The sequence below is a fragment of the Pseudomonadota bacterium genome (assembly GCA_013285465.1).
In the GTDB taxonomy this organism is placed as follows: Bacteria; Pseudomonadota; Alphaproteobacteria; order Micavibrionales; family CSBR16-224; genus CSBR16-224.
This window is the reverse complement of the sequence record CP053449.1, coordinates 508,481-526,761: the sequence shown is the minus strand read 5'-3', so window position 1 is coordinate 526,761 and position 18,281 is coordinate 508,481. Positions and strand designations below refer to the sequence as shown.

Below are 18,281 nucleotides of genomic sequence, written 5' to 3'. Positions count from 1 at the left end.
TCCGGCGCGGGCTCTATGATAACGGAGGCATAAAATGCTTAAAAAACACGCAATGACTTGCGCCCTGTCCCTGCTGATTCTGACATCCGCAACCACGGCCCGGGCACATGACGCCGCAATAACTCTTCCCGATGACCATGCGCCGATCGGCGTTATGGGCGATCACGCACATAAACAAGGCGAATGGATGCTGTCCTACCGCTATGCCCGTATGGAAATGAGCGGCAGCCGCACCGGCACAACCGATATTAGCCCGGCGAGTGTTTTGACGGGCTTTATGGTCGCGCCGTTGCAAATGACCATGGATATGCATATGTTCGGTGCCATGTACGGCATTTCCGACAATCTGACCGTGATGGCCATGCTGCCCTATATCCGCAAGGAAATGAGCAGCGTCAATGTCGGGCTTGTGCGTTTCAAAACGCAAAGCGAAGGTATCGGCGATGCCAAACTGTCTGCCCTGCTCACACTTTATGATAAAAACAACAGCACCGCGCAGCAGCGCAAAAAAGACAAATTGCTGCTGAAATTAGGGGCCAGCCTGCCGACAGGGTCAACGGATAAACGCGACACCACACCGATGGGTAATGTGAAGCTGGCCTATCCGATGCAGCTCGGCTCCGGCACGGTTGATCCGATGCTGGGCATCACCTTTACGCAGCGTCTGCAAAACTGGTCATGGGGCGCACAAGGCAACACCGTCTTCCGCTTTGGCAGTAACAGCGACGGTTACCGCCTAGGCAATGAATACGGTGCCACAGGCTGGGTTGCGCGTAATTTGAATGATTCCGCATCACTGTCTTTCCGTCTGGAAGGCAAAAGATGGGGGGATATTCACGGACGCGACCCTGCCTTAAATCCGGCAATGATGCCTGCCGCACGGACGGATTTGCGTGCCGGTACGCGGGTTGATGCCGCTGTCGGCGTGAATTTTTACCGGCAGGGCGGCACGCTGGATGGTCACCGTCTGGCGCTGGAACTGGCCATTCCCGTTTATCAGGATCTGGACGGCCCGCAGCTGAAAAGCGATTACGGTCTGACTGCCGGATGGCAAAAAGCTTTTTAATTGCGGACAAAGAAACACCCCGCCCATCATATACACATAATTAGCGTATAAAGGGCGGGGTGCTGTCTTCTTACAGAGAAATATTAACGGTTACCGCGTTGGCCGGACGGGCGTTTTTTACGCTGGCCGCGGTGCTTTCCTTTAAAATCACCTTTATGTTTGCCGGCATTTTCGCCTCGCCCTTCAAAACGGCCAAGCTTGCCTTTTGACGGGCCGTTCTTGTAATCGCGCACATCTTCACGGCGGTCAAAACGGTTTTCATGGCGGTCGCGGACATTTTCACGATGGTCGCGGACATCTTCACGACGGTCGCGCACATCTTCCTTGCGGTCACGAACATCCTCGCGGCGATCCCATTTATCTTCCTTGCGGTCACGGACATCCTCGCGATGATCACGCACATCTTCGCGGCGATCCCATCTGTCTTCTATTTTATCGTATTTGCCGCCGTCATGTTTTTCATCCCAAACATCTTCGCGACGGTCGCGGATATCTTCCTTGCGGTCACGAACATCCTCGCGACGATCGCGCACATCTTCCTTGCGGTCACGCACATCTTCGCGGCGGTCCAGCTTGTCCTCATAGCGGTCACGGACATTTTCACGGCGGTCACGCCAATTCTCGCGGCGGTCGCGGACATCTTCACGGCGGTCACGCACATCTTCGCGGTAATCGCGGTGATATTCCGGCCCGCCATCCACTTCAGGCGCTGCCGCCTCTCTCGCATAAGCCGGACCGGAAAGCCCGACCGTCAAAACCGTAACGGCTGCCATGGTTAAAGCGCGCCCTGTTAAAAATCGTCCTGTTACAAATCGTCGCATATGTCTTCTCCTTAAAAATTCTTGAATGTGTTGCGTCTTTTATTTTACTGGTTGATAAGTCTCGTTTTTTATCGGCTGTTTTACCGCCTATATTGGTTATACGTTCCGTTTTTGCAAAACCCTGCGCCTATTTTGCAAAAAAAATTTTAAGTTTTTATAAAGCTTTCTAAGCAATGATAAAAAGGCGGTATTTTAAAAGGATTTTTTGATGAAACAGTTGATTGTCTCCCTCGTTTTTCTGGTGATCTGGCTTCCCTCCCTGCTTTTTGCCGCCGGAAACACCTCTTTTTCCCCTGCTCTGGAACAAAGCGATGCCTGGAAAGGCCCTTATAAAAAGTGGAAAATTGAAAAACGCAGCTTTTATTTCGACGGTTTCAAGCCGGAAATGCTGATACACGCCAATCTCAGCACAAAATCAGGCCCCTACCCCGTTGTGATAAAAGCGGATTTCATGGAGTGGCTGTATGGCGGCGGACGGCGCAAAATCAAGTCGGGCGCGGTTTACATCACAGGACGGCAGGATTTCCCTTTTGTGACGCAATGGGGGCTGGAACATGATGCCGGATTAAAATACAGCATCGGAGAAATGCGTTTTAACGGTTTATTTCTGTTCACACTGTTCTTCTGTCTTGCCCTGCCGGTATTACTGACATTATGGCTGATGGTGGACGAGGTCACGATTGATACCCCGCAGGAGCGAAAGCGCAAATATCTGGATTTTGTCGAACTGGTAAAAGACATCGAGAACCGCGCCCAGGGCAACCCCCTCTGGCTGCGGCGCAAAACCATCCGGCTTGCCTTTCTGGGCTATCTGGTCGTTATCGGCAGTATTCTGCTGATGCTGCCGGTCGGGTTGGGGCTTGGTGCGGCGCTGGTTGTGCTGACAGGCGGCAATGCGGGCGTTGCCAAACTGGCCTTTGTGATCGCCGCCGTACCGATCGGTTTTGCCTGGCATATGGGGAAATCCCTGCTATCCCCGTCTTTTGATTATGAAGGCGTTGAGGTCACGGCGCAGGACTGCCCGAAACTTTTCGCCCTGCTGGAGGAGATTTGCCAAAAAGCAAACGGGCCGATGTTCAAGCGCGTTTTCATTGATAACCAGCTAAATGCCTCCGTCACGCGTAGCGGCGGATTGCTGGGATTTTTCGGCATGGGGCCCGTTGTGCTGACCATCGGTCTGCCGCTGATGCAATCGCAAACGGCCAAACAACTTTCCGGCGTGATCGGACATGAATACGGCCATGTCGCCGCCAAGGACAATGTCTGGGGACAATGGGTTTACCGCATCCGCAACAGCTGGCTGGTACTGGATGACAAGCTGCGCTTTGAACATCTTTGGTACACGCTGAAACTGAACCGTTTTTATGAATGGTTTATCGCGACTTTCAGCGCTTACAGCTTTGCCCTGTCGCGCAGCTGCGAATATGAGGCCGATGCCTTTTCCGCCCGCGTTGCCGGAAAAGACGCCATCGCCGAGGCGCTCTCCTCCCTCGCCGTTTACGGCGATCAATATAACGGCACATTCTGGCGGAAAATCTGGGAACGCAGCGATACAGGTGAGAACCTGCAAAACATTGCGCCTTACAAGGAAATTCCTCCCTTTTTCGGCAATCTGGAGGATGTCTCCGACAGTATTGAACAAGCACTCAAGCGAAAAACCGACTATACCGGCACCCACCCCTCCGTTTCCGACAGACTGGCGGCACTGGGAACGGATTTCAATGTTCCCGAACCGCCAACGCCCGGTCATTCTGCCGCGACAGCCCTGCTGGAAGGCATGGCGGAAAAGCTGGCCAATGATTTCAGCCGCGAATGGCAGGAAAAAGCACAGGAACATTGGGAGGGACGGCAGGAAGAGCGCAAACACTGGCAAAACCGTTACGAGGAATTAAAAACAAAACCCGTCGGCGATCTGGAAGAAGAAGATTTGCGTGAGCTGGTCAGTGCCGCAGGGCGCATGGAAGATGATGATCTTTATTACAAAGCCAGCGAAGAAATGCTGCGCCGCCATCCTGACAGTGCCGGTGCTTTGCTGAACTGCCTGTGGTACAGGCTGATGGTCGAAAAAGACGAAAGCCAGCTGGCGGAAATGGAAAAACTCCTGAAAACGCATCCCTCTTATACCGCCGATGTCTGCGGCTATGCGATTGAATTTCTGGAAAAAGATGGACGGGCGGAAGAGGCCAAGCCCTATCACGAAAAACTTGATGATTGGCATTATCTCAGCCGCGCCGCCAATGACGAGCGCGATGCCATTCTGTCCGCAGACGAATTCAAAGCACATGACCTGCCCGAAAAAGCGCTGACCTATCTGTCCGAGCATGCCGCCAAACATCCGATTATCGCGCGCGTTTATCTGGCGCAAAAAGATGTCAAATATATGCCGGAATTCCCCTGCTATGTCATCGCCTATAAAACAAAACCCGGTTTCTGGGCTTCACAGAAAAAGGTCGATGAGGATGTGATGCAATTTATCTATGAATCCGGTCTGCCCGAAGAATTTCTGTTTATCGAGGCCGACGGCGTCAGCGGGCTTGAGAAAAAACTGAAACAGATCGACGGCACCGTCATCTATCAAAAGGCAAAATGACACTACCAGCGGAACATATAATTTTTGTAAATCATTTCCGCGCGGGGATCATTGGCAACGCTTGTCGGCGTAATCAGTTCCTGTGACAGGATAACCGGAAGGCAAGCGCTGAAAGTGCCTGCCTTTTGCTGGCGGCAGGGTTTGTATTTTTGCCAGCGTTGTTTGATAAGATTACGCACGGCGAAATTATCAATATGCAGCTCGCTGACTTTCTGTATTTTGCCGATATCTATATCCGCCCCCTCTTTAAAGGCGTAATAAACCAGCTCGCTGCAATAAATCTTCTCCTTATCAAACAGGAAAAAGAAGTCATACGGTCTGCCGTAATATTTTTCCGCCGCTTTCAGAATTTTCTCGGCCTGCTTTTCCGTCAACCCGTTCAGGCGCATCACCGCAACGCGGTCAAAGATTCCCTGCCTTAACCACTTTTCCAGCGGAACTTCACGGACAGGGCCGACAGCTTCGACGACCAGTGCTGTACCGTTTTCATCAATCTTCACAATGCCGACATGCGTATAGGCACTGGCAGAAGCTGCCGCAACAGCCAGTGTTTGTCCGGTATTGATTGTCTGAAAAACCAAATCACCCGATTTCAAGACCGGCAGTTTTTCGACTTGCGCCCGTGTCGTTTCAAGCCATAAATAGTTCATGACTGCGAGTAAAAACAGAGACATAACAACACCTAAGAAAATTTTCTTTTTCATGAAATCACCGTAAAAAATACCGACAATGCGGATACCGCTTGATTATAAAAGCAAATAACATACAAAGCCATATATTGACATGCGCCGCGATTCACGCGACACTTTCCGCATAAGCCTATTGGCTTCCCGTCCGCGGAAAGGGCTGCGCCCGACTTATAATATAAAGTCTATTTTACGGTTTTCCTTGGCCTGTTTTGGCGGACGCAGGCATAAATGATGAGGAGATCGTCAATGTCTGAAAACACCTCCCCTAATACCGCCCTGTCCGCGCCGCGTCAAAAACGCCGCTATTTTCACGGACGCTTGAATTTTGAACAGCAGAAAAAACAGGCAAAAGAATTGCTGAAATCCCTGCGCAAAGGTGATGCCGCAGCTGCAGCACGCTTTGCCGCCCATCATCCGCAAAGCACCGCAAAAACGACGCCGCAGCTGGCGGATGCCCAATCCGTCATTGCACGGGAAAACGGTTTCACCAGCTGGCCGAAAATGAAAGCGCATTGCGATGCGCTGGCACTGGCGAAAAAACAAATTGAAAGCGGCACAGTCCCCGCCCGCGATACGCCGCGCACGGTTCATATCCGCTGCGGTTCCGATATCAAACACGGGCTGGACATCGCAGGTTTCAAAGGCGCCTTTCTGGAATTCGCCGATCCTTATTGTCAAGGGCCCGTTCCCGACTTGCCGCTGCCGGAATTTCTTGAAATACGCGCGGCATTCATTTCACAAAGCTATGACATCACATTGAAAGACGCGCTGGCACGGCAGCAAAAGGAATATGCCGCCATTACCGCGTTTTCCGGCTATGACCAACTGGTACTGTGGTTTGAACATGATGCTTATGACCAGTTTATTCTGGCTTTTTTGCTGGAAACGCTTGCCGCCGTAAAACTGCCGGAAAAATACGAGATCATCTGCGTAGACAATGTACCGGGCGTTCCCGATTTCGTCGGATTGGGGCAGCTTTCCCCCGAAGCATTGCAATATTTATGGGAGCATGAACGCCGCCCCGTCACAGCGGAAATGACCGCACTGGGCAAAAAAGTCTGGCAAGCTTACCGCAAAGCCGATTTCGAAACACTGCATAGAATTGCGCAAAACACTACGCCCGCCATTCCGCAAATGGCAGGGGCAATTCTGCGGCAATTGATGGAACTGCCTTCCGCGCAAAACGGGCTGAGCCTGACGCAGCAACTAACGCTGGAAATTCTGGCCGAACACGGGACGCTGAAAGGCGGGCGGTTATTCGGCATTCTAACCACGGAAAAAGAACCGCTGCCTTTTCTGGGTGATCTGATGTTCCGGGATGTGCTGGATCATATGATGCAAGCGGAACAACCGCTTTTTGACAGCACAGACAAAACCGCGCCATGGCACGAACAGGAACTCAGATTAAATGAGACAGGCAAAAAACTTCTGCAAAATGATCTGGATTTTCTTGCGCTGTCACCGCCTCCGCGCTGGGTCGGCGGCTGTGAAATCCGCGCCGATCAACCTTGTCCGCGCTGGGATCACGAAGAACAGGGCATCATCACCACAGTTTAAGGCAAATCAAGCTCATCGGCAGCGCGGCGCAGAATCGTCGCGCTGTTTTGCAGCGCCGCCTGTTCCGCCGTATCACATGCGGGATAAATACTGCGCGTCACACCGCCCGCGGCAATAATGCGTGGCATTGATAATGTGACATTTCTTACACCGGCAACCTCCTCGGTCAGAACCGCACAGGTCAGTACCGTTTGCTCGTCATCCTGAATAGCCTGTGCAATCCGCGCCATGCCCGCGCCGATGCCGTACCATGTCGCGCCCTTGCCCTGAATAATGCGGTAGGCCGCACGGCGGACACCGTCATCAATTTCCGCGCGCAGTGTCTCGGTCACGGGAATTCCCGCCTGTTCCGCAAAGGAGGAAAGTTTTAGATTACCGATTGTCGCGCCCGACCAGTGCAGCACTTCGGAATCGCCATGTTCCCCCATCACATAGGCATGGACGGAATGGCTGGAAACACCAAGATGCTGCCCCAGCAATGCGCGAAAACGCGCCGTATCCAGAATCGTGCCTGATCCGATCACGCGGGCGGCAGGCAGTTTATGACTTTTTGCGGCAATATCAGCCGCCAGATGTGTCATGATATCAACCGGATTACTGGCAATCAGCAAAATCGCCTCCGGCGCGGCATCAAGTATTTGCGGAATGATCTCTGCAAAAACAGCCGCATTGCGTTTTAGCAGATCCAGCCGCGTCTCTCCCTGTTTCTGGCTGACTCCTGCCGCGATCATGACAATCCCCGCCCCTGCCAGATCAGCATAATTCCCCGCTCGCACACGTACGGGCGCGGCAAAAGGCGTCGCATGAAGAATATCTTCGGCCTGCGCGGCGGCAAAACCCGGATTGTGATCAATCAGCACCAGCTGTGAACCGACACCGCGCAAAGCACAGGCATAGGCACTGGCTGACCCGACCTGTCCGCATCCGACCACGCCGATTTTCATGACACATTCTCCCTTTGTTTTATTCCCTTCTAGCTATAACCGCTGCGCCGCACGGTTTCAAGCGGTGATATTAAACAAAGAAAGACTAAATATTATTAAAATTATTCTGTATATTTTTTTATTATATTAAAATTATCATTGACAATACTTATTATTTTTGATATTCTGGAAATATGATGAGATGTCCGATATGCACAGAGCGCCTGGAAATAACGCAGATGTCCTGCCACAGCTGTGATATCTGTATTGAAGGCTCATTCCGTGCCCCGCGCCTTGCGCGGCTGACACCGGAACATCAAAAATTTGTCGAGGCACTTGTTTTATGCGGCGGCAATCTGAAAGACTTAACGGAGGTGCTGGAGATCAGCTACCCGACTTTGCGTAAAAGACTGGATACGGTCATTGATGCCATGCGCAGCTTGAAAAAACAGGATGAAAAAGAAATCGGACACATCCTGCAACAGATCGAAGCCGGAACATTATCGGCGGAAAAAGGATTGCGGCAGATAAAGGAGTTAAACGGTGAGCTTTGAAGATCGCATTACAAGGATGGAAACATCCGGAAAAATCACGGTGGAACAGGCGGAGGAAATGCGCGCCAGCATCCGGTCAATGGATACGCCCGTTTTTGAAAATGCGCGGCGCCCGCTGCCGATGGGGCTGATTGCCGGTATTGGTGCGGCGGCTGTTCTCGCTGTTTTCTTTTTTACCACAGGCGGTACGGCTCCTGCGCCGGATGCCGATGTTATTCAAAATGTCTCTGAAATTATGAACCAAAGCGGAAAGGTGGGCGAAATGAGCAAGAATGTCACAACCGGAATGAGCATGTTTATCATCCTGCTGCCGATTGTTTTATCGGCACTGGGATTCACATATCTTTATAACGACCTTGTGAAAAAGGAAGAAGATGTCATGGCGGCATGGTCACAGGTGGAAAGCAATTATCAGCGCCGCGCCGATCTGATCCCCGGCTTGATCGATACGGTCAAAGCCTATGTCGATCACGAAGAAAGCGTGCTGGTCGAAGTCACAAAAAGCCGCGCCAATGCCATGGACGCCATGAAAAATGTGGATAAAAAACTGGAAGATAAAGATGCTTTGGCGGCGCTGGAAAATGCGCAGCGGTCTCTGCGTGCAAATGTCACAAGCCTGTTCGGCCTGGCCGAGAATTATCCGCAACTGCGCAGTGCCGATAACTTCCTGACACTGCAAGACCAGTTCGAAGGCACCGAAAACCGTATCAATGTCGCCCGCATGGCCTTTAATGAAACCGTGCGCGACTATAACAGCGCCACACGCAAAATGCCCGGCGCCTTGGCGGCAAGTGTCGGCGGCTTTAAACGCAAAGCCTATTTCGAAGCCGATGACGGCAGTGAAAACGCTGTCAAACCCGCCTTTTAACAGAGACGGCAAGGAGCGGAAATAATGGGCAAAACAGCAGCATGGCGCAAGGCAGGGATGGCAATCGGTTTCATTATGATTGCGATCGGCCTGCTGCAATTTGCTTTTACCGATTTAAAATTTGCCCCGCCGCGCTTCCCGACCGTCTATGACGAGGCCAATCTGTTTGATCTCGACCAGCTAGCCGGTATTGACCAATATCACGCCAAACTTTTGCAAGACCATGACATTGATTACCGCGTTCTGACGGTGAAAAGCGATACGCCCGCCGATATCAATCAACTGTCCCATACCGCCTTTCGTGAGCGGGAGGTCGGCACATACAGTAAAAGCGGCCGCGGGTTGTTGCTGCTGATTGATGCCGGACAAAACGAAGTGCGACTGGAAGTCTCCGCCGCGCTGGAACCTGTTTACACCGATGCCTTCACCTCCTATTTACAGCACCGCCAGATGATTCCGTTTTTCCGCACGGGCAGAATCGCCGACGGTATTCTAGCCACGACGGAGCTGATCTTTACCCGTGCGCAGGATGCCGAAGCGGGGCAGGAATTCACCCCGCCGATGGAAAGCACTTCGATCGGCGGCGGTGCGGCAAATCCTGCCGATATCGGTAAAGGCGCAGATAACAGTTTCCGTAAAGCACCGGATGTCCGTTCGGAAAGCAATGCCCCTTCCGCTGTGTTGCAGGCTTATCTTGCTGCAAGGGAGAAACGCAACGCCAATCCGTCGCTATCGATTTACAGCACCGGCACACGCGCCATGCTGAAAAAATGGACGGTTACGCCTGCGCAAATGGATAATGAAGCCCGCAGCATCCGGCGCTGCGGCGCGGGCGAGACCAGAATCGGCGATGGCTATGCCGTCATCCGCTACACCCCGCAGGAGAGGCAATGTTCCCCTTTCTTCTTTGTTTTTGAAGACGGCGCATGGCGTCTGGATCTGACCATGATGCAAAAAGCCATGCGTTTTAACCACCGCAATGAATGGCATTTCGACCAAAACTGGCCGCCGCTGAGAGCCCCTTACGGCTTCGCCTTTCGCGACTGGCGCTTTGACCGCTACGGCTTTCCGCATCCGCCGAAATAAAATCTTTTTCTCGCTACTGCCATAATTTTCGCTATTGACAGACGCATTTCTATTGCGGTAATGTAATCCCATAAAGCCACATCCAATTATTCCGGCGCATGAGCGCGCCCTTGATGCTTCAAAAAAACGAAGCGGGAATATGCGGGCCGAGGGGCAGTTCAACAAGTACAAACTCTGACGCAAAGCGGAATGCTGAAACCGCGAGAGTCGCATGGAACATATGTGCGACACTTGGGAATCATCCGTGTCAGAAGGTTGATCGCCCGGCTTTTAAGCCCGATTTTCGGCATCCCTTCCGACATCCGTGATTTTCATCTCAAAAAAAACAGCGACAAGTTTTTACCCTGCCGCCGTGCTTTTCTTTGGACGTGCAAATCGCGGCGCAGGACAGACGGAGAGGGTGCCGAACCGCATGCGCGAACACCCACAAATATAAGAAACTGCCCACGCAGAAGGTTCGGCCTCTCTCAAGTTTTTCTCACGGGAAAGGGACACATGATGAGTGATACCGTAAAAAAAGATTTTCAAGATGCCGCCGCCGGTTTTTCCGTCGAAATCCGTAGCCTGTATGACAATAAGACGGTGTTGGAAGTGCTGAGCTTTGAATCGCGCGAAGCCTTTTGCGACTTCCTTCGGACGGAAAAAATCCAGAGCGGCGGCTACCTCGATTTAAGCCAAAAAGACCTCAGTGGGATGGATTTCTCCGGTATTGACGGCAATCTGATTGTTGCCGACTTTACCTGGAGCAATCTGACAAAGGCGAATTTCAAGGATTCAAACCTGATCGGCGCGGTCTTTGCCAATGCTATTTTAAAGCTGGCTGACTTTACCGGCGCAGAGGTCGCCACGGCTGTCATGTCCGGTGCCGATATGCGCAGCGCAGAAATCACGGATGAACAAGTTTACCTGACCTTCGGCACACCGATGGTGACCAAAGCCGGACAGTTCACGAATAAAAAGAAAAAGAAGAACGGTAACACGCCCTAACAGCTGTTATGCCGCAATGCTGAGCTCCTGCATCAGTGCGTCCGCCTTGTTCCAGTCAATCTGCTCGGCAGTTTGAATGTCGCGGCACAGTTCTTCCAGCATCGCATCCTGTTCGATGCTGCGGCGGCGCGCTTCAGCATAGGGAATTTCCGGGTGGAAAATCACCATGGAATAACGCGGAATGAATTTGCCCGGATAGCGCTTTTCCAGCGCAAAACCCGCCTCTTTCTTCAGCAGGAAATGCGGATCGGTCACGCTGTCACGCATTTCGGTAAAGTTTTCCACCGCCATATCGGCAATCGCATCCGTATTCGGCTTGCGTGATGTTTCCAGCCTGGCAAAAACATCCGCCCAATCAGGCGTTCCGCCTGCCGCCTCCAGAATATCATCCAGCACAACGCAATCTTCAAAGCCGCTATTCATGCCTTGCGCGAAAAACGGCACAATCGCATGGGCGGCATCACCGATCAGACAGCATTTCCCGCCATCATGCCACGGGCTGCATTTAATCGTTGCCAGCGCTCCGGTCGGATTGTCGAAAAAATCATCCGTCAATGTCGGCATCAATTCCAGCGCATCGGCAAAATCGCGTTTAAAAAACGCCGTCACATCTTCCGGTGTTTGCAAATGCGCAAAACTATTTTCCCCTTTGTAAGGATAAAACAAGGTGCAGGTAAAACTGCCATCGGTATTCGGCAGCGCGATCAGCATATAGGCATTACGCGGCCAGATATGCAGCGCATTTTTCTCCATCAGGAATCCGCCATTTTCAGCGGGCGGGATTTCCAGCTCCTTATAGCCGTAATCCAGAAAGCTTTGCGCGTAATTGTAATTCGGCACATTCTCCAGCATGGATTTCCGCACGGCAGACCACGCGCCATCCGCCGCAATGATCGGACCGCCGCTGATTTCCGTTTTTGCACCGCTATTGATATCTTCAAAAACGGCACTGCCGTTTTCCACATCGCATTCAAGACAGCGCTGGTGAAAAAGAATAGTGATATTCTCATAACTCTCCGCCGCATCCAGCAGCATGATATTCAGTAGCCCGCGCGAGGCCGCGTAAATCACTTCATCTTCTTTCTGACCATAAGGCTGCAGCTCCGTCTTGCCTGCGCGGTCATGCACCATACGTCCCGTCATCGGGATGGTGATTTTCATGATCTCCTCTTTCAGCCCGACCCGCTCCAGCGCTTTCAAGCCCCGCGCCGTCAGCGCCAGATTGATGGAACGCCCCGCATCCGCGTCACCGCGACGCATATCGCCGCGACGTTCATAAAGTTTGACGTCAAAGCCGCGGCGCGCCAGATAAATCGCCGTCAGCGGGCCGACCAGCCCGCCGCCGATCACATGCAGTGTTTCTTTTTTTGTCTCGTTCATCCTGCCGCCTCCTGCAATTTTCCGTTCAAGCCCAGCTGCTCCGCAAAAATACGGACAAAATCATAAATATCCTGATAGCTGTTATAAAGCGGCACAGGTGCCAGACGGATGCAGTCAGGTTCACGCCAATCGCAGACAATACCCGCGGCTTCCAGCCCCGCAAAAATTTCTTTGCCCCCGCCGCCCGTTACGGTAATGGAAATCTGGCAACCGCGCTGCGCCGGATCATCCGGCGTCATCATCACAAAAGCATCACTCTCCAAAGCATTCAGCAGAAAGGCGAGATAGCCTGTCAGCTTGCGGCTTTTTTCGACAAGGCGTTCCATGCCCGCTTCGGCAAAAACTTCCAGCGATGCCTTGACCGCCGCCAGTGACAAAATCGGCGGGTTTGACAGCTGCCAGCCTTCCGCACCGGTGATGGCGTGAAATTCCGGCCCCATCTTAAAGCGGCTTTCTTTGTCATGCCCCCACCAACCGCAAAAGCGCGGCAAATCATTATTTTGCGCATGGCGTTCATGCACAAACAGTCCCGCCACACTACCCGGCCCGGCATTCAGATATTTATAGGAACACCAGCAGGCGAAATCGACATCCCAATCATGCAGTTTCAGTTCCACATTTCCGGCGGCATGCGCCAGATCAAACCCGACAATACAGCCCTTGTCATGTCCGGCTTTGGTAATCGCCGCCATATTAAAAAGCTGTCCGGTATAATATTGCACACCGCCGATCAGGATCAGAGCAATCTGTGCGCCTTCGCTTTCGATCACATCCAGAATATCTTCTATGCGTAGTGTCTTCTCCCCGGTGCGCGGCGCAAGTTCGATCAAGGCCTCCGCAGGGTCAAAACCGTGAAATTTAATTTGCGATACCGCCGCATAGCGGTCGGAGGGGAAGGCACCGCCCTCAATCAGAATTTTAAACCGCTCCTGCGTCGGACGGTAAAAAGACACCATCATCAAATGCAGATTCACAGTCAGGCTGTTGGCCGCCACAACTTCGACAGGTTTTGCGCCGACAATCTTTGCCAGATTTTCCGTCAGAAATTCATGGTAAGGCAGCCACGGATTTTTCGCACCCAGATGCCCGTGCACCCCCATATTCTTCCAGTCTTCCAGTTCCTGCAAGACAGAGGCCTCCGTTGCTTTCGGCTGTAAGCCGAGCGAATTTCCGCAGAAATAAAGTGCCTCGCCGCCATTCGGGGCGGGCGGAATATAAAAGCGCTCGCGAAAGCCGCGCAGCGGGTCTTCCGCATCCATGCGTTTTGCAAAGGCCGCATCACTCTGGTAATCAATCATGTCATCACCTCATAAAGCACGGGACGGCTCGGCGCAGCATCCGCCGCAAAAGCCGCCACTTGTAAATTCAAAAGATATTTTCCGTCCTTGATCGCCTCCGGCACATAGATCAGTTCCGTCACGGTATTGTCCGATGCCATCCCCTCTGAAATTTCCCCGGCACCCTCCGGCACATTCCAGAACATACGGTGATTGGCGAGCGCACCACCATCATCCATCCTGTCAATCGAGGGTAAATCAACCAGTAAATGCCGAACCCCCGCCAGCACGATAAAAGCCATTGCCTCACCAGTAAAATAAGGCGGCATCTCCTTGCCGTCATAATCGCGGGATTTCTTTTCCGCATCATTGGGCAATGTACGGATCACCAGCGCATCCATAAAATCATAAGCCGCCTCTTTCAAAGCACTTTCCAAGGACTGTTTTGTAATGACCCTGTCACCCTCTTCCGTTTCAGGCGTGACGGTAATCAATGTCGCCGTCACAAAAGCCTGCGGCAGTCTGTCGGTGATATGCAGGGCGTTTTTGCTGAGATGACCGACACATTCCGTATGTGTGCCGTGAAGATGCGGGGAAAAATGATACAGCCCGCAATTACAGCTGCCACCCTTTTCAACAGCGCCGGTAAAACCTTCCGCCTGATAGGCAGTGGAAGAGGCTTTCTCCGCACCAAAAGCGGTCAGCCCGTTTTCATCAAAACGCACAGGGATGGATATATCCATCCCTTCCGCAGGATCAATGCGGTAGCTGTTTTTGCCGATTGTGACTGCAAGTTCCATAGCCATGTTGTAGAGGATTTCCCTTCATTCATCAATCTTATTCAAAGCCCAGCCATTCCTTTGCCGTACCGGATAAAATACGTGCGCGCTGCGCATCTGTCAGACGCGGCAGATTGCGCAGATTGCCGTCCCTGTCTTTGTCCTCAATCCATGCAAAATTTTTCCATGCCTGTTCCAAATCCGCATCAGGCGCAGGCAGATGTTCCACCATATGGCCGGGGTAAAGTCCCTTCGGCGCCGCATAGGGGCAATCATTGCCCAGCTGGTCTTTTTTCGTCTGTGCCTCAAAGGGCTCCATTTCCCCCAGCGGATAGGGATAATCGGACCCCACGGCAATCCGCCCCGCTCCCATCGTATCCAGCAGCATCCCGAAGGCAAAAGGGCTGTGCACAAGGCTGTCGGTGTAAACGCTGCAATCGCGCAAAACCTGATACGGATCTTTCCCCGAATCTTCCGTGAATAGATCAGGACGGCAATAAGCGCCGTGTTCCAGTCGTCCCAGCAAGGCCGGAAAGGCACCGCCGCCATGTGCATATAACACGCGCAAATGCGGCAAACGCTCATGCACGCCGCCGCGCCGCATCGCGTCAAAAGCCAGTGCGGTTTCCGTGGTCATACCGATCAGCCACGGACGCCAGCCGTTTTTGGCATTCATGCGTTTTTTTAATGTCTCTTCCTGCGGTGACATAAAGCCGCCCCAGGGATGAATAAAGACCGCCATCCCCATTTCCGCCGCTGCTTCAAATACCGGAAAAAACAGCGGGTCATCCAGATCACGCCCGGCGATATTGGAATTGATTTCAATACCACGCATTCCCAACTCATCTTTCAAACGGTGCAATTCCCGCAAGGCAGCATCCGTATGCGACAGCGGCAGCGCCCCCAATGCCGTAAAGCGGTCAGGGAATTTTGCAACCGTCGCCGCATTATCATCATTGAGAATTTTGCAAATTTCCGCCGCATCATTTGCATTATCGACATAGTCGGGAATCATCATCGGTGTCGGCGACAGCACCTGCATCGTCACACCATGCATATCGCAATCTTTTATCCGCGCCGCACCGTCATAGGCATTCTCTTCAATCTCCCGCACAATCTCGCCGCAGCTATTGACCATTTCGGCACAGCAGGGTTTTGACGCATGGGTGCGGATACGTACAAAATCCGCATAAGACGTAAAACGCCCCAACGCCTCATAAGTCGCGGGCGACAGTGTCGTATGCGTATGAACGTCCCATTTTTCCATTTTTTGCGTCATATTTTTATGCGGATTTTTTGCGGTTTTCCGGCAGCGGCATCACATAACCGCAAACCTCACAACTGCGATGAGCTTCACTGTTCCAGAAATTGTCAAACACGGCGGGCAGATCTTTCACAATGCTTTTCAGCGGAATATATTCCTCATAAAGTTTGTGATGGCATTTATCACAATACCAGACAAAGCCGTCCAACTCCTCTTTCGTCCGTTTACGCTCGATTACCAAACCGACGGTATTTTCAAAACGCTGCGGCGAATGATGCACATGCGGCGGTAGCAGGAAAATCTCGCCTTCTTTAATCGTAATATCTTTCGGTTTGCCGTCTTCGATAATACGCAACACCATATCACCTTCGATCTGGTAGAAAAATTCCTCGCCGCAATCATCATGATAATCCTTGCGCGTATTCGGACCGCCGACAACCATGATGATGAATTCGCTGTCCTGATAAACAACCTGATTGCAAACAGGCGGTTTTAATTTATCGCGATTATCGTCAATCCATTGTTTAAAATTAATCGGGGGCAGCATGTTACACCTCCTTTAAAGCGGCAAGGCATTTCAACTCAATCGCAATCGGGGTCGGCAGTGCCGTCACTTCGACCGTTGTACGGCAGGGCGGGTTCTCGGAAAAATATTCCGCCCAGATTTTGTTATAGATCGGGAAATCCTGTTTCATATTCGTCAGATAAACCGTCACATCCACCAAATCCGTCCATGATGCGCCGGAGGATTCCAGAATATTTTTGACGTTTTCAAAAACGCTGTGGCATTGCGCGGCAATATCGTAATCCGTGATATTGCCATCGGCATCCAGCGTCACGCCGGGGATTTCTTTCGTGCCTTTTTTGCGCGGGCCAACGCCGGACAAAAACAGCAAATTACCGACACGGCGCGAATGCGGATACAACCCGACCGGTTCGGGCGCTTTTTCTGAATTATGGGCGATACTCATTTTCTCTCTCCTTTATTTCGGACGGGTGACGGTTTTTTCCTCGGTAAAAAACTGCATGGCGCGGTGTTTGCCCTCGCGCCCGATGCCGGATTTTTTCATACCGCCAAACGGCGTATTTAAATCACGCAAATTCCAGCAATTGATCCAGACAATGCCGCTGTCAATTCCCGCCGCCATACGCGCCGCTTTTTCTTCATCCTGCGTCCAGACGGAAGATGCCAGCCCGTATTCGGTACCGTTAGCAATTTCTAAAGCCTCTGCTTCCGTTTTAAACGGCATCAATGTCACAACAGGACCGAAAATTTCCTCTTTATTTGTGCGGCAATTCTGCGGCAGATTTTCAATCACCGTCGGCGCAATAAAAAAGCCGTTTTCGCAGCGTCCTTCAACTGTCACGCGCTCACCGCCTGTCAGAGTTTTGCCACCCTCTTGCTTTGCCAGCGCAATACAGGACAGCACTTTCTGCATATGCTGCTCTGAAACCGTTGCGCCATGCTGCGTTCCCTCATCCAGCGGATCGCCGATTTTCAGCGCGGCGGTTTTTTCAAGAAAAGCCGTTTTGAATTTCTCAAAGATACTCTCTTCAATCAACAGCCGCGAGCCGCAAAGACAGACCTGCCCCTGATTGGCAAATGCCGCTGTTTTCGCTCCTTCAACAGCTTTGTCAAAATCCGCATCGGCAAAAATAATCGTCGGATTTTTACCGCCCAGCTCCAGCGAAATTTTTTTCAAATTCTCAGCCGCACCCGCATAAATCGCCTTCCCCGTTGCCGTTCCACCTGTGAAAGAGATTGCGGCAATATCGGGATGCGCCGTAATCGCCGCGCCGATTTCCGCACCGCGCCCATGCAATACATTAAAGACACCGGGTGGGAAACCAGCTTCATTAATCAGCGCAGATAACAGAAACGCACTCGCAGGCGTGACCTCACTCGGCTTGGCAATCAGGCAATTCCCTGCCGCCAATGCGGGTGCCGCTTTCCATGTAAACAGCAGCAGCGGCAAGTTCCACGGGCTGATCGTGGCAACCACGCCATGCGGCTGGCGCAGCGTATAACTCTCAGACACATCATTTTCAAAACATTCGCCGGAAAATTCCAGCGCTGCATCGGCAAAGGCACGCAAATTGGCAATACCGCGCGGAATATCAACGGCCCGTGCCAATGAAACGGGCTTGCCGTTATCAATACTCTCGGCGCGCACAAATGCCTCAAAATGCATTTCGATCAGATCGGCCAGTTTTTTTAGGCAGGCAGCGCGTTTTTCCGCCCCCGCATCGCGCCATGCCGGAAAAGCGTTTTTTGCCGCAAGAACCGCCGCCTCCAGATCATCCCGCGCGGAGTCTGCAATCTGTCCGTAAACCTGCCCTGTTGCAGGGTCGACATTATCGAGCCATGCACCGCTTTGCGGCTGCCGCATCTCACCGCCGATAAAATTCAGAATTTTCTCCGTTGACGGCAGCATCTTGT

General features: G+C 52.2%; 17 protein-coding genes. 7 read left to right on the top strand and 10 right to left on the bottom strand.

Going from position 1 to position 18,281, the window contains the following annotated elements:
• Positions 1 to 34 precede the first annotated feature (34 nt).
• Positions 35 to 1,066, top strand: a complete 1,032-nt coding sequence (locus HND56_02595) for a transporter (protein QKK04643.1) — start codon at positions 35 to 37, stop codon at positions 1,064 to 1,066.
• Positions 1,067 to 1,149: 83 nt separating this feature from the next.
• Here HND56_02595 and HND56_02590 read toward each other — a convergent pair whose 3' ends face one another.
• A complete protein-coding gene (locus HND56_02590; GenBank protein QKK04642.1) occupies positions 1,150 to 1,839 on the bottom strand; it encodes a hypothetical protein in 690 nt (229 codons plus the stop codon).
• A gap of 256 nt (positions 1,840 to 2,095) precedes the next feature.
• Here HND56_02590 and HND56_02585 point away from each other — a divergent pair, with 256 nt between their 5' ends.
• On the top strand, positions 2,096 to 4,477 hold the full coding sequence (locus HND56_02585) for a M48 family metalloprotease (protein ID QKK04641.1): 2,382 nt from the start codon (positions 2,096 to 2,098) through the stop codon (positions 4,475 to 4,477).
• A gap of 2 nt (positions 4,478 to 4,479) precedes the next feature.
• Here the strand turns inward: HND56_02585 and HND56_02580 are convergent, their stop codons facing one another.
• Positions 4,480 to 5,151: a peptidoglycan peptidase gene (locus HND56_02580; GenBank protein ID QKK04640.1), complete on the bottom strand. Its 672-nt coding sequence runs from the start codon at positions 5,149 to 5,151 to the stop codon at positions 4,480 to 4,482.
• 261 nt (positions 5,152 to 5,412) lie between these two features.
• On the opposite strand from HND56_02580, the gene HND56_02575 reads away from it, so the two are divergent.
• The gene (locus HND56_02575; protein ID QKK04639.1) at positions 5,413 to 6,723 is read left to right on the top strand and encodes a DUF1835 domain-containing protein; all 1,311 of its coding nucleotides are present in this window, start codon (positions 5,413 to 5,415) and stop codon (positions 6,721 to 6,723) included.
• Here the strand turns inward: HND56_02575 and HND56_02570 are convergent.
• A complete protein-coding gene (locus tag HND56_02570) occupies positions 6,720 to 7,667 on the bottom strand; it encodes an L-lactate dehydrogenase (protein QKK04638.1) in 948 nt (315 codons plus the stop codon). The genes HND56_02575 and HND56_02570 overlap by 4 nt on opposite strands.
• A 218-nt stretch (positions 7,668 to 7,885) precedes the next feature.
• Between HND56_02570 and HND56_02565 the strand changes: the two genes are divergently transcribed.
• From HND56_02565 to HND56_02550, 4 genes are all read left to right on the top strand, one after another.
• Entirely contained in the window at positions 7,886 to 8,200 is a 315-nt protein-coding gene (locus HND56_02565; GenBank protein ID QKK04637.1) for a DUF2089 family protein, read from the top strand.
• The gene (locus tag HND56_02560) at positions 8,190 to 9,068 is read left to right on the top strand and encodes a LemA family protein (protein QKK04636.1); all 879 of its coding nucleotides are present in this window, start codon (positions 8,190 to 8,192) and stop codon (positions 9,066 to 9,068) included. Before HND56_02565 ends, HND56_02560 begins: the two co-directional genes overlap by 11 nt.
• A gap of 24 nt (positions 9,069 to 9,092) precedes the next feature.
• Positions 9,093 to 10,154, top strand: coding sequence for a TPM domain-containing protein (locus HND56_02555; protein ID QKK04635.1), 1,062 nt, complete (start codon positions 9,093 to 9,095; stop codon positions 10,152 to 10,154).
• 495 nt (positions 10,155 to 10,649) lie between these two features.
• Complete coding sequence (locus HND56_02550; GenBank protein ID QKK04634.1) at positions 10,650 to 11,141, top strand: pentapeptide repeat-containing protein; 492 nt, start codon at positions 10,650 to 10,652, stop codon at positions 11,139 to 11,141.
• Between the two features lie 6 nt (positions 11,142 to 11,147).
• Here HND56_02550 and HND56_02545 read toward each other — a convergent pair whose 3' ends face one another.
• From HND56_02545 to HND56_02515, 7 genes are read right to left on the bottom strand one after another with little or no spacing between them, the layout of a single operon-like run.
• On the bottom strand, positions 11,148 to 12,521 hold the full coding sequence (locus tag HND56_02545; protein QKK04633.1) for an FAD-dependent monooxygenase: 1,374 nt from the start codon (positions 12,519 to 12,521) through the stop codon (positions 11,148 to 11,150).
• Positions 12,518 to 13,819, bottom strand: a complete 1,302-nt coding sequence (gene kynU, locus HND56_02540) for a kynureninase (GenBank protein ID QKK04632.1) — start codon at positions 13,817 to 13,819, stop codon at positions 12,518 to 12,520. The genes HND56_02545 and kynU overlap by 4 nt, the downstream gene beginning before the upstream one ends.
• Positions 13,816 to 14,604 (bottom strand): cyclase family protein, encoded by a 789-nt coding sequence (locus tag HND56_02535; GenBank protein ID QKK04631.1) that lies wholly within the window; start codon positions 14,602 to 14,604, stop codon positions 13,816 to 13,818. The genes kynU and HND56_02535 overlap by 4 nt, the downstream gene beginning before the upstream one ends.
• Before the next feature lie 31 nt (positions 14,605 to 14,635).
• The gene (locus HND56_02530) at positions 14,636 to 15,856 is read right to left on the bottom strand and encodes an amidohydrolase (protein QKK04630.1); all 1,221 of its coding nucleotides are present in this window, start codon (positions 15,854 to 15,856) and stop codon (positions 14,636 to 14,638) included.
• 4 nt (positions 15,857 to 15,860) lie between these two features.
• Entirely contained in the window at positions 15,861 to 16,388 is a 528-nt protein-coding gene (locus tag HND56_02525) for a 3-hydroxyanthranilate 3,4-dioxygenase (GenBank protein QKK04629.1), read from the bottom strand.
• 1 nt (position 16,389) lies between these two features.
• On the bottom strand, positions 16,390 to 16,812 hold the full coding sequence (locus HND56_02520; GenBank protein ID QKK04628.1) for a RidA family protein: 423 nt from the start codon (positions 16,810 to 16,812) through the stop codon (positions 16,390 to 16,392).
• Positions 16,813 to 16,824: 12 nt separating this feature from the next.
• Positions 16,825 to 18,276: an aldehyde dehydrogenase gene (locus tag HND56_02515; protein ID QKK04627.1), complete on the bottom strand. Its 1,452-nt coding sequence runs from the start codon at positions 18,274 to 18,276 to the stop codon at positions 16,825 to 16,827.
• Positions 18,277 to 18,281: the final 5 nt, after the last annotated feature.